10 protein-coding genes and 1 tRNA gene are annotated in these 11,681 nt (G+C 64.2%); 2 read left to right on the top strand and 9 right to left on the bottom strand.

What is annotated here, in order from left to right; translation table 11 throughout:
• Positions 1 to 64: 64 nt before the first annotated feature.
• Complete coding sequence (gene lgt, locus L8F96_RS13845) at positions 65 to 946, bottom strand: prolipoprotein diacylglyceryl transferase (RefSeq protein WP_125945353.1); 882 nt, start codon at positions 944 to 946, stop codon at positions 65 to 67.
• 65 nt (positions 947 to 1,011) lie between these two features.
• On the opposite strand from lgt, the gene L8F96_RS13840 reads away from it, so the two are divergent.
• A complete protein-coding gene (locus L8F96_RS13840; RefSeq protein ID WP_334656303.1) occupies positions 1,012 to 2,721 on the top strand; it encodes a class I adenylate-forming enzyme family protein in 1,710 nt (569 codons plus the stop codon).
• A 68-nt stretch (positions 2,722 to 2,789) separates the two neighbouring features.
• Here L8F96_RS13840 and L8F96_RS13835 read toward each other — a convergent pair whose 3' ends face one another.
• Together L8F96_RS13835 and L8F96_RS13830 are read right to left on the bottom strand one after the other, a co-directional pair.
• Positions 2,790 to 3,806: an LLM class flavin-dependent oxidoreductase gene (locus L8F96_RS13835; RefSeq protein WP_125945355.1), complete on the bottom strand. Its 1,017-nt coding sequence runs from the start codon at positions 3,804 to 3,806 to the stop codon at positions 2,790 to 2,792.
• A gap of 144 nt (positions 3,807 to 3,950) precedes the next feature.
• Complete coding sequence (locus L8F96_RS13830; RefSeq protein WP_334656302.1) at positions 3,951 to 4,763, bottom strand: DUF1134 domain-containing protein; 813 nt, start codon at positions 4,761 to 4,763, stop codon at positions 3,951 to 3,953.
• A gap of 178 nt (positions 4,764 to 4,941) precedes the next feature.
• On the opposite strand from L8F96_RS13830, the gene L8F96_RS13825 reads away from it, so the two are divergent.
• Positions 4,942 to 5,031: transfer RNA gene (locus L8F96_RS13825), tRNA-Ser, on the top strand.
• Between the two features lie 934 nt (positions 5,032 to 5,965).
• Here the strand turns inward: L8F96_RS13825 and L8F96_RS13820 are convergent.
• The 6 genes from L8F96_RS13820 to L8F96_RS13795 form a co-directional block, all read right to left on the bottom strand.
• Entirely contained in the window at positions 5,966 to 6,595 is a 630-nt protein-coding gene (locus L8F96_RS13820; RefSeq protein WP_334656301.1) for a TetR/AcrR family transcriptional regulator, read from the bottom strand.
• A 191-nt stretch (positions 6,596 to 6,786) separates the two neighbouring features.
• Positions 6,787 to 7,224: an acyl-CoA thioesterase gene (locus L8F96_RS13815; RefSeq protein WP_334656300.1), complete on the bottom strand. Its 438-nt coding sequence runs from the start codon at positions 7,222 to 7,224 to the stop codon at positions 6,787 to 6,789.
• Positions 7,205 to 8,575 (bottom strand): Dyp-type peroxidase, encoded by a 1,371-nt coding sequence (locus tag L8F96_RS13810; RefSeq protein ID WP_239436749.1) that lies wholly within the window; start codon positions 8,573 to 8,575, stop codon positions 7,205 to 7,207. Before L8F96_RS13810 ends, L8F96_RS13815 begins: the two co-directional genes overlap by 20 nt.
• Before the next feature lies 1 nt (position 8,576).
• Entirely contained in the window at positions 8,577 to 9,275 is a 699-nt protein-coding gene (locus tag L8F96_RS13805) for a hypothetical protein (protein ID WP_125944062.1), read from the bottom strand.
• Between the two features lie 17 nt (positions 9,276 to 9,292).
• Positions 9,293 to 10,381 (bottom strand): catalase family protein, encoded by a 1,089-nt coding sequence (locus tag L8F96_RS13800; RefSeq protein WP_239436748.1) that lies wholly within the window; start codon positions 10,379 to 10,381, stop codon positions 9,293 to 9,295.
• A gap of 300 nt (positions 10,382 to 10,681) precedes the next feature.
• Positions 10,682 to 11,681, bottom strand: a 1,000-nt coding sequence (locus tag L8F96_RS13795) for an ABC transporter permease (protein WP_334656299.1), incomplete at its 5' end; no start/stop codon positions are given.

Below are 11,681 nucleotides of genomic sequence, written 5' to 3'. Positions count from 1 at the left end.
ATCCCCGCCACCATTTGCCGATCATTTCGCCAGCGCGCGCGGTGCTGCCACGCGCGCCGCGCGATCAGGCGACGCTCTGCCCGCCAGCGATCGGTTCCACCCGCTGGCGCCGCCCGGGCGCGGTCAGGATCAGGTAGAGCCCGCCCGCAATCATCGGCAGGCACAGCACCTGCCCCATGTGGATGGTGGTGGCGAAGAAGGTGCCGGCAAATTGCGAATCCGGCTCGCGGAAGAATTCGACGACGAAGCGCGCCGTGCCATAGCCGAGCAGGAACAGCCCGGTCAGCTTGCCCGGCTGGTACCGTGCATTGGTGCGCCAGAAGAAGAAGTAGAGGAGCGCGAACAGCGCCACGCCCTCCAGCCCCGCCTCATACAGCTGGCTCGGGTGGCGCGCCGGCTCGGGCACGCCCGCCGGCACGGTGCGGGAGAAGACGATCGCCCAGGGCACGTCGGTCGGCTTGCCCCACAATTCGCCGTTCACGAAATTCGCCAGCCGGCCGAAGAACAGCCCGAACGGCACCACGCACGCGACATAATCGTGGATGCGCAGCCAGTTCAGCCCATTGCGCCGCGCGAACAGGATGATGGCCAGGCTGGTGCCGATAACCCCGCCGTGGAAGCTCATGCCGCCGTCCCACAATCGCAGGATGCGCAGCGGGTGCAGCAGCATGTCGGGCGCGTAGAACAGGACGTAGCCGATCCGCCCGCCCAGGATGATGCCCAGCGTGGCGTAGAACACCAGGTCGTCGGCATGCCGGCGCGCCATCGGCGCCCCCGGCTGGTCCAGCAGCTTCAGCAGATACCACCAGCCGATGACGATTCCGGCGATGTAGGCGAGACTGTACCAGCGCAGCGTGAAAAACCCGATCGAGAAGACGTCCGGGTGCAATCCCAGGTCCTCGAACCGGATATGGCTCGCTGCGGCGGCGAAGATGGGCAGGATCAAGGCTTTTCCCTCTGGCTTCACGTCTGCATAAGGGCCCTCAAGACCAAGACCAAGCGGAGAGACGCATGAAGACCGAACTGGACCTCAAGATGGACGCGACCATGGCCGCGTTGACGGGAGAGGGCGGTCCGCTTGCGCTCGGCACGATCGAACGTTTCGGCCAGACACTGCCCATCATCGCTGCGGCACCGCCGACGCTGCCGGCCTATTTCGCTCATTATGCGCAGCAGCATGCCGGCACGGAGTTCCTGATCGCCGGGGATGAGCGGCTCACCTATGCCGACGTTTATGGCCGCGCGCAGAAGGTGGCCGATGCGCTGGTAAGCGGCTTTGGCATGAAGAAGGGTGACCGGATCGGCATCGCCGCGCGCAACTCGCCGTCGTGGATCATCATCTACATGGGCGTGCTGATCGCGGGCGGCGTCGCCACCTTGCTGAACGGCTGGTGGCAGGCCGAGGAGCTTCAGGCAGGCGTCGATGATGTCGGCTGCTCTTTGGTATTTGCCGATCCGCCGCGCTGCCGCCGTCTCGCGGCGCTGCCGAACCTGTCGGCCCCCGTCGTGGAGTTCGACGACCTGCAGCCGATCGATGCGGCGCTCGCGCCGATCCTCGATCGCGGCACGGGCAATGCGACGATGCCGGAGATCGGCCCGGACGATAATGCCACGATCCTGTTCACCTCCGGCTCGACCGGCCAGTCGAAGGGCGCCTTGTCGACCCATCGCCAGGTGACCCAGGGCGTGTTCAACTATCTCGGCTCCGCGTTGATGATGCTGGCGATCAGCGCGCAGGACGGAACGGCACCGAGCGATCTTCAGCCCTCGACGCTGCTCAACGTGCCCCTGTTCCACGTGACGGCGGAAGTGCCGGTGTTCCTCCAGTCGTTCGCCATCGGGCGTAAGCTGGTGCTGATGCCCAAGTGGGACGCCGAGGAGGCGATGCGCCTCATCGAAAAGGAAAAGATCACCTATTTCGTCGGCGTGCCGCTGATGAGCTTCGAGATGCTCAACCACCCGAACCGGCACAAATACGACCTGTCGAGCGTCGCGGACATCGCCGCGGGCGGCGCGCCGCGCCCGGTCGAACACGTCAAGCGGATCGATCAGGAAATGGAGGGCAAGCCGCTGATCGGCTATGGCCTGACCGAAACGAACGGCATCGGCACCGGCAATTGGCGCACCAATTACCTCGCCAAGCCGAACTCGGCCGGCCGGCCCTCGCTGCCGCTCGTCGACCTCGCGATCCTTGATGATGCCGGCAAGCCGGTGCCGCAGGGCGAACGCGGCGAAATCTCGATCCGCTCGGTCGCCAATTTCCAGGAATATTGGGGCAATCCGGAAGCGACCGCCGCGGCCTTCACCGCCGACGGCTATTTCCGCACTGGCGACATCGGCTACCTCGACGAGGACGGCTATCTCTTCATCGTCGACCGCAAGAAGGACATCATCATCCGCGGCGGCGAGAATATCAGCTGCCAGGAGGTCGAGGACGCACTGTACCAGCATCCCGACGTGGCCGAGGCGGCGGTGTTCGGGCTGCCGGACGAGAAATATGGCGAAGTGCCCGGCGCGGTCGTCCACCTGCGCAAGGTGGGCGCGGTGGCCATCGAGGATCTATGGGCATTTCTCGCGCAGCATATTGCGGCATTCAAGGTGCCGCAGCGCATCTGGCTCGCCGACGATCCGCTTCCTCGCCTCGGCACGGAGAAGATCGACAAGGTCAGCCTGCGCACCAAATATCGCGAACTGGCGAAGCTCGACGAGGTCGAGATCTGATCAACCGCCTGTCAGGTCCGCCCATGGGCGGACCTGACGGTCGTTACGGGGCGCGCGGACCGATCGGGTCAGCGCCAGCCCAGCGCCGGCGCGACATGCGTCAGGATGCTTTCCAGCACGTGCGCATTGTAATCGACGCCCAGCTGGTTGGGCACGGTCAGCAACAGCGTGTCGGCTTCGGCGATCGCCTCATCCTGCCGCAGCTGCTCGACGAGCCGGTCGGGCTCCGCGGCATAGGAGCGGCCGAACACGGCGCGCATATTGTCGATGACGCCGATCTGGTCGCTGTCCTCGCCGCGGCCAAAATATTGCCGGTCCCGATCGTTCACCAGGGCGAAGATCGATCGTGACACCGACACCCGCGGCTCGCGGGCATGGCCGGCCTCCTTCCACGCCTCACGATAGAGGCGGATCTGCTTGGCCTGCTGGATATGGAACGGCTCGCCGCTCTCATCGGCCTTCAGCGTGCTGCTTTGCAGGTTCATGCCCTTTTGCGCCGCCCAGACGGCGGTCGCATCCGCGCCTGAACCCCACCAGATGCGCTCGCGCAGCCCGGCGGAGAACGGCTCCAGCCGGAGCAGCCCCGGCGGGTTGGGGAACATCGGCCGCGGATTGGGCTTGGCGAACCCCTGGCCCTTCAACAGCTCCAGGAACACCTCGCCGTGGCGGCGGCCCATGTCCGCATCGGTTTCGCCCGGCGCTGGCGTGTAGCCGAAATGGCGCCACCCTTCGATCACCTGCTCGGGCGAACCACGGCTGATCCCCAGCTGCAGCCGCCCGCCACTGATCAGGTCGGCCGCGCCGGCATCCTCCGCCATGTAGAACGGATTCTCGTAGCGCATGTCGATGACGCCAGTGCCGATCTCGATCCGCTTTGTCCTGGCACCGACGGCGGCGAGCAGCGGAAAGGGGGAGGCGAGTTGCTGCGCGAAATGATGGACGCGGAAATAGGCGCCGTCCGCGCCCAGCTCCTCGGCGGCAACTGCCAGGTCGATCGACTGGAGCAAAACGTCGCTGGCCGAACGCGTCGCGGAATGCGGCGCGGCCGACCAATGGCCAAAGGACAGGAATCCGATCTTCTTCATTGTTATCATCCCGATCGCGCCGGCCCGGACAGGGCCGGTCGCGGTTCACGGAACGATATGGGCCTCCCGCACAGGGCGCCCAAGCTGCCGAACAGAGACGCTTCGTTTCGCGTCGCCGCCGGTCAGCTCATCAGCGCGCGGGAATCAGAACGGCAGCCAGTTCGATTTCTGGGTGAACTTCATATAGCCAACGTTGACACCGGCACGGTAGCCGACGCCCAGCCGCACCGGGATCAGCACCACATTGCCGCGCCGCAGGTATGTCGCGGCAAAGCCACCGACGAAGTACAGCCGGCCTTCGGCCGCCGGGAACCGCCGGTACAATTCCGCCGTGTCGTACAGATTGTACACCAGCACGAAGACCTTGTTGGCATCGCCACCGACGTCAAAGCCGACCGACGGGCCGGTCCAATAAACCGGCATCTGCCCCTCGACCTTGTGGGTCATGATCCCCGAGCCGTAGCGCAGGCCGAGCACGAACGCGCCCGCCGCCTCACGGCCGGCGATATAGGCATTGGGCTCGCCCTGCTCCGACAGGATCTTCTCGATCAGCGAGGCAAAGCCTTCGGCGCCCTTGCCGAACACGCCCTCGCCCGCACCGATCAGGTCGTCACGCTTGAACGTCGCGGCGGCGTCGGTGGTCGCCTGCGCCTGCGGGTCCACGTTGCCCGTGGTCGGTGCCGAGCGGCTGGGTGCCGGGGCAGGGGCCGGCGCGGGGAGTGGCGCCTCCAATGGCGGGGAGTCCTGATCGGCCGGCGCCGTGTCGGAATAGGTCGGCTCACGATAGCTCTGGTCGCGATCGGCGGGCGCTGGCGTGCGCGCCGGCGGGGGCGGAACGCGCGGGCCGTCGAGATCGCTGTCGATCTGTTGGTTGGGGTCGATGGTACGCACCTGCGCCGGCGCGACGCCCGACACCATCGTGGCGATCAGTCCCATCGCGATCATCAACTTGCGCATTGTCACTTACCCCCTGGGCACGCCCGGTTTCACCGCACCATAACGGATAGACGGCTTGCGCGGCAATGAACGGCGCGCCGGAGCGACTCGGCGGTGCGTCAGGACGAAGGCGCTTTCCCGGCAGCAGCCAGTTGATCGGCTCCGCACTCCCCGCTATAGGCGCCGTTCCGCCAGGCCCGGAGACGTGGGTGAGTGGCTGAAACCAACGCTTTGCTAAAGCGTCGTACGGGAAACCGTACCGAGGGTTCGAATCCCTCCGTCTCCGCCAAATCTCGTTGTTATCGCTGACTTTTTTGCGGATCAGCGCATTTTGCCCACTGCTACGCCCACTTTGCGCATGGTTCTCCGCGAACGACCGCGAACGTCATGAACCGCGCGAATTCCACTGCGCTCCGCTTTCGGCGCTCTGCGGGACTTATTCAGGGCCGGAAACCGGTGACTCGTTCATTTGGGTGAATCGCCTAATTCTGCGAGGTCGAGTTGGCGCCCGGAACGGCTGATTCTGGGGACATTGCGGTCGGTCAGCTATTGGGCGCCTGCGTGCGGATAGCTGACGTAGGCAGCCTTTCCTGCACATTGTTTCCCGAACGGGTTGATGAACGTTGACCCGCGGCAAGGGCCGCTTCCGGGCGACGTGAATACCAATGTGCAACAAACGGCCGTTTTTCTTGCAGCCGAGTGCGCAATGGCTTTCCCGTTCTTCCGTGTCCAATGGTCAGGTTGGAAATAGGTGATTGGGAACACATTTTAAGAAAAGGCACCCACTCTGCAGCCCATAGTGCAGGTCTCCCATCGACCATCCCGATCCACGTTCCCAATCGGGAAGGCGTCGCAGCGGAAATCACTAATTCGGCATAACGACTGGTGTTTGGCGATCAGAACGTGCCACTGGTCGCGGGGCACAGGGGGCTACAGATGCGCGCACTTATAATGGGATTGGTCTGCCTTTCGCTGGGAAGTGCAGCTATCGCGCGAGACCCGGCATTTGATCCGCGTGCCTGGAAGTCCAAGGTGGCCGGGGAGAAGACGCAGGTTTTGGTGCTGGGTTCGGTTCACCTCAAGAATCTGGGTGCGTTCAAGCCTGATGACCTGCTCCCCGGAAATCATGCCATTGGTAGCTTAGCTCGTCAGATGGAGACGAGCGATGCGGCGAGGCCGTTCTACCCTGCCAAGGCTATTGGCTATGGCAGTCACCACCGCGGTTACGAATCATGCCGTATGAAGAGCTTTGCCAAGGCCTTCATCCAATCCTCGCTCATAGGCTGATCTGACTCAGGAGCACGCAGCATGTTCTCCGCCCGACCGATCAGACATTGCAACAAAGCATGACGGAACGTCGCAAGATCGAGATCCGCTAGCGCGATCGCGGCTCCCGGATGTGCTAGCAAGGCATCAATTGCGCGTAGACCGACAGCATAGGTAGAGGTCCAGGCATCATGCCGCGCGTCCGGTAGTTCCGCCAGCACCGCTGCGATCGCCTGACGCTCCGCGCTGATCAAGAAGGCCAGGATACGCCTCCCGACGCTGCAGAATGCATCGCGAAAGTCTTCCGCATCCACGTCCTCATGAAGTCCGCTTTCTTCCAGTTCCAGCTTGCGCCGCAGGAGGCGCATCAAGAGATCACTGCGGCCATGAAAGCGAGTGTAGATCGTCTTCTTGCTGACAGCAGCCGCACGTGCGATCCGTTCGACCGAGAGTTCGCGGGCACCCTTTGCGAGCAGCAAGTCCCAAGTGGCGGCCAGGATCCGGTCTTCCAGACTGGCCGCCTCTTCGGCACTCGGCCGGCCTATCCGACCGCGTTGGCTTTTCGGCATTCTCTTTTCACCGACCATCGCGGCTCTTCCTTACATCGCTCCGAGCTTTGATCGGTCCCGGTCAGCGTCGGCGACGACCGCTCGAGCCGTTCCGACGCTGCCCAGAGGCTGAGCATGATCGGCCGTGGCGCAGCTTGCTCGCGGGCTGCGCCGCACCATCCGACCCAAGCTGCTCGCCAGGGTTAACCGCCCCTCATAGGCCCGGCGTGTTACAGGCAGAACGGCTGCGCAAGGTCCGGAGTTAGGCGGACGAGTTGACCCGAACTCGCATCGAGACAGCATAGCGTCAAGCGCACCTCGGCGACCGTCTCGCCGTCCCTGCCGATACTCGTCGAGAACCATGCTCGCGACGCTGTGTGCTTGGTAAGCTGCACCGTTGCGACGAGACTATCGCGGAGAAAGGCCGGTTTTCGATAGAAGATCTCGTGACTAGCGACGATCCAGCGAAGCCGGTCGACATCTTCCTTCCTCGCCACCGCGCGCCAGTACGCGGTTATCGCCTGCTGCACCCACTGCAGGTACACAGCATTGTTGACGTGGCCCAGTTCGTCGATCGCGTCCGCCGAAACGGTGATGGCATGCCGATGCGAACGGTATTGCGAGCGCCCCCCGGGCCCGCCGGACGGTTCAGCGCCAGCCTGCTTCACCGATCCACCGGAGCGCCGTCAGCGACGGCATGAAGAGATATTCGCCGCCCATCAGACGGTTGAAGGTGGTCACGCCGTTGACGCGCCTTCGCGCCTGCTCCTGCGGAATGGTGAAGGTCCCGGGCTCCTCGTGCAGCGCGACGATCGGGTCCCTCTCGGTGCCAAGATCGATGAAGTTACCCCGGTTGATCCATTCCTGCTGGAGGAACTCGATCGTATCGTACGCCCGCGCGCTGATGAAGATGAAGAAGATGCCGCGATCGCCATTCGCATCGTCGGCCGCCGTCACGTCCGGAGTCCACTTGGGGCCGAAGGTGGAAGAGCGCCGGATAATGCGGTGGATGTTGACGTCGGTCAGGATCGTCAACTGGCTGTCGCGCGGGTTCAGACGGCGCATGTGCGCTGAATGCGGACAGACCAGTCCCTTGGGATCTTCCGCGAAATTGAAATCGTTGTTGCGTGATCGATCCGCCCCCAGCGCCTCGTCGTCACGATCCGGTGCCAGGATCAGCGGCGCGCCGCTGCGCCAGCGGCCGAACATCTTGGCCGCCAGCTTTTCCTGGTCGGCTTCGCTATCGGCGTTGGCACGGATGAAATCGTTGAAGGCGCCAACCGCGCTCTGATATTTGCGCAGGACCACGAACGATCCGTTGCGGCCGAGCGGGGCCGGTTCGGGCATTGCGACTGGCGCGCCGGTCTCGCTGTTTTCGCCCAGGATGAACTCGCCCGCCGCGATCGCGCGCTCGTCGCCCCGCGGGTCCACCCCGCCGCCCGCCACTGTCGGCTGCGAGATGGAGTCGCGAAATCCGAAAGGATTCTTGGCATCGGCATCCGCCCCGAAGCTGTGCGTGCCGACGAGCGTGACACCATGCGAGGCTTCCAACTCGGTCATGGCAACTTCGATCGCCTTTTCAAGCGCGGCTTCGTCGCGGGCATAAATCGTCAGCGCGATATGGCAGGTGCCGGGCCGAAAGGCATCTTCCCACCGGTCGGGTGCGTTCTCGCCGAAGTCGCGCAATTGCTCGGCTCGGGCGGCCATGCCCTGTTGAAACGGCAGGGGAAAGCTCTTCAGCGATGCCTCTGGCACGCCCAGCGCCTTCAGGCCGGCATGGCTGATCGCGACGCCGGTCCAAGCGTCCATGTCGTCCGTCCAATCGTGGGCCGAGGGGATGTGCGGCGCGAGCCGGCGGACGAGATCGCGACCGCCTTCCGCCTCATCGACGTGCAGCATCGCGTGCAGGCCGACATAGGGCTCGGGCCGGGATCGCAGGATCAGGGCCTGGATGTCGTCGAGCTGCAGCTTGACCCGCTCCCGGCTGAAGCGCGCCTTCAGGTTCGCCAGAACGCTCATGTCAGTAATCCACCCCTTCCGGCTTGGAGATGGCGTCTGTAAGTTGGTCGAGCGCCGCCTTGGTCGTCGGGTCGATGCCCATGTTGGCGGCCTCTGCATCGAGGAACACGTTGAGCGCCTTCTCCATTCGCTGGAAGCGGCGTACGTCGACCACCGTCACCTGCGGATTGGCAACGAACCAGCCGGCAGCGTCGATCTGGTGGTCGGCGATGAAATCCTTCACCTTGGGGCTGTCGATCCCCGGCCAGCCTTCGACGTTGGCGAACAGAAGGTCCATGAGCTCGGGGATCTTGGTCGCAAAGTCATTGATGTAGGCGTCCCAGTCGCCGTCGTAAGCGGTCGCGAACAGGATGCGCGTATCATCGTCGAAAAAGACGAAGCGCATGTCGTGCAGGGTGGAGACGCGCTGGGCGCCGTCCATGTTGCCGGCGGTGAGATCGAAGATCCGTCGCAGGCGCTCCGCGCCGCCCGGCTTGAGCGTCGCGATGGCGGTGAGTTCGGACACGTTGCCGGATTGCTTGCCGGCGCGGCCGGCCGACCGGGCGCTGCCCTTCAGGTCCGGATTATGTTTGCGGATCATCGCCTCGAGCGCGATCTTGGCGAGGTGGGGTGCATCGGCGGCGACTTCCTCCACCCGGCGACGGATTTCCTGAAGCTTGCTCTCATCCGCGAGGCGCGGGTCCTTGTTGTCTGTGGTCATCACGACCTCCTGCTTGTTCAATCGGGAATGTCATCGAGCCGGTCAGGCTCGATCCGGGGGCGCGCGTTCATCCGATGGCGGTAGCTGGTGGAGCGTTCGTAAGCCGCCCGGCGGATGCGCATGATCTGGCCGAGTGGGCGGTGCGCCTCTACGCCGTTCCATGGATTGAAAGACAGGACGTCGTCGCCATACACCTGGCGTGCCGGGGCGTAAGCGTCCTGCGCTGCGAACCGCAGCGTCGCGATCGGGCGATGCGGCGACACCTTCTCGTCCCAGCGTACCGCCGCATCCTCGACCGGCATCTCCGCCAGATCGGTGCAGAGCTGCGCCGACAGGGCATATTCCGCGCCCTGGCCGGCGAAATGCTCCACCATAACATCCCGCATCGTGGAGAAATCCGTCTTGCCCACCGGCTGTCCCGTCAAGGCCCGGACGTTATCGGAAGCTGGGGACAGCGCCAGCTTGGCGACATGGTCACCGAAGCGGATAGCACCTTGCGTATGGTAGCTCTCGCCGAGCGGATGATGGTTGTCGCGCGCCAAACCTTCGAGTGTCGCCCCCGGCGTCATCCTGAACGCCTCCACTGTCTTCTTGGCACCCCGCGCAGTGCCCGCGATCAGCCGCTGGAAGGTGTCGGGCGCATGCGCATTCGCCTCGAGAAGGCTCAGCATCAGCTTGTATTTGGCGATGGTGCCAAAGGCGAGGACGGGAAAGTTCACCATCAGGAAATCCTGGTTGGCGCCCCCGATATCGGGCGACAACCGCTCTCCTTCGACGCCGATCACCTTGATCGCGAAGCCTCGCGGCGCAGGGATCGCGTCCGAATGAATGTCGCTGGGTGCCGAGGACAGCCGTGCGACCACACCATACGTGGCTGGGCGCACGAAGATACCCTGCCGCAGTTCCGGCGCCAGATCGTCGTGAACCGTCAATGTGCCCTTCAGGACGGCATGTGACTTGGCATGCGCGTCGCGGATCGCGTGACGGTGATGCTCGAAAGCGCAGCGGTTGCCGGCCGCCATCTGCTCGACGATCTCGGCCGTCAGGCGCTCTTCATCCTCGGCGATCGTCTCGATGTCGGACGAATAGAGAAGCGGTGCTTTCAAAGCCTGACCTCGTCTGTTGCCCATGTCCCGACGCCGGTCGCGGCGCCGCTTGGCCCAGCCATTTCCCGGCAATTACCCACCAACAACACTAGGGGAACCGAATGGTTCCCTTTCTTGCTGACTCGACCAGGTCTCTACGTGAGGCAACTATCGATGTAGGTGGCAGCGATCAGCGACACGAAGTCTCGTGGCCATGCGAAGCGAGGTCGCAGCCACTACGAGCGGCTAGAAGGAGTGCGCGATACACTACAGCCGCGGAAACGGTGGAGCTTGCGCTCCTTGGCGAGGATTGCCCTCCATTCAGGCCTCGGTGGCGGACGTCCCGACCATCGCGCCGAAGCCGACGAGGCGCGAATACGCCAGCATGGCATAGCCGATGGCGAGGCTTGCAAGGGTCAGGGCCGGGATCGTGACCTCGCCCAGGCTCGCATGCATCTGGTTCAACGGGACGAACGTGTGGACGCCGGCGGTGGCCGGGATCAAGTGAGAGAGAGCGGCGATGAAACGCGGCATCTGATCGAGCGGATAGGCGGTCCCGGTGAGGAAGAAGAACGGCACCGAGGTCGGTGCCAGGATGTAGGTTGCCCGCTCGGCGCAATCGAACACGCTGCCGATGAGCAGCCCTAGGGCAGCAACCGCCGTGGCGAAGACAGGGACCATCACCATCATGCCGGTAATGTCGCCATCGACGGGCACAGCCTGGAGCCAGAAGATGAACCCGAAGAGGAAATAACACCCCAGGATGCCCACCGACGCGAACGCCGCCAGCGTACCCCAGAACTCCGCGACACCCATCCGCCATGCGCCGGAGCGGCGTCGCCCGCCCATGAAGGTAGCGGCGCCGAAGAGCAGCGTCTGCTGAACGATGATCACCGCTACGGCCGGAAAGACATAGCCCTTGTAACCACCCGTCCGATTGAACAACGGTTCGGTGGTGACCGCGACGGGCAGCCCGCCGCGACTGAGTTGGGTTCCGGGGATCAGCCGTGACGTGGCGATGTTCTGGATGACAGCCGTCACAGCTTCGCCGATGGTGCTGGCGCGCAGGAGGTAGGTTGCATTGACCCACACGGCGACGCCGGCGCCGGGCGTTCCGGTGCGAAGCTGACGCTCCAGATTATCGGAAATGAGGATGATCCCGTCAGCCTTGCCGATTCGCATGATCTGCCTGGCCGTGGCCACGTTCGGGACGACCTCGGCAACCCGGATGGCGCGCGTCGCGTCCAGGTCGACGATCATCGCTCTACTGAGGGCGCTGCCATCCTGGTCAACCACGACGACGGGCAGCTTCTGGGCAGCT

Origin of the sequence: Sphingomonas panaciterrae (assembly GCF_036890205.1) — a bacterium.
In the GTDB taxonomy this organism is placed as follows: Bacteria; Pseudomonadota; Alphaproteobacteria; order Sphingomonadales; family Sphingomonadaceae; genus Sphingomonas; species Sphingomonas panaciterrae.
This window is presented reverse-complemented; position numbering and strand designations above follow the sequence as displayed.

What these genes read in the sequence shown, in the direction of transcription:
- L8F96_RS13830 (WP_334656302.1), bottom strand. Translation starts at nt 4,763, where the DNA reads ATGCGCAAGTTGATGATCGCGATGGGACTGATCGCCACGATGGTGTCG.
- L8F96_RS13810 (WP_239436749.1), bottom strand. Translation starts at nt 8,575, where the DNA reads ATGAGCGTTCTGGCGAACCTGAAGGCGCGCTTCAGCCGGGAGCGGGTC.
- L8F96_RS13805 (WP_125944062.1), bottom strand. Translation starts at nt 9,275, where the DNA reads ATGACCACAGACAACAAGGACCCGCGCCTCGCGGATGAGAGCAAGCTT.
- L8F96_RS13820 (WP_334656301.1), bottom strand. Translation starts at nt 6,595, where the DNA reads ATGGTCGGTGAAAAGAGAATGCCGAAAAGCCAACGCGGTCGGATAGGC.
- L8F96_RS13835 (WP_125945355.1), bottom strand. Translation starts at nt 3,806, where the DNA reads ATGAAGAAGATCGGATTCCTGTCCTTTGGCCATTGGTCGGCCGCGCCG.
- L8F96_RS13840 (WP_334656303.1), top strand. Translation starts at nt 1,012, where the DNA reads ATGAAGACCGAACTGGACCTCAAGATGGACGCGACCATGGCCGCGTTG.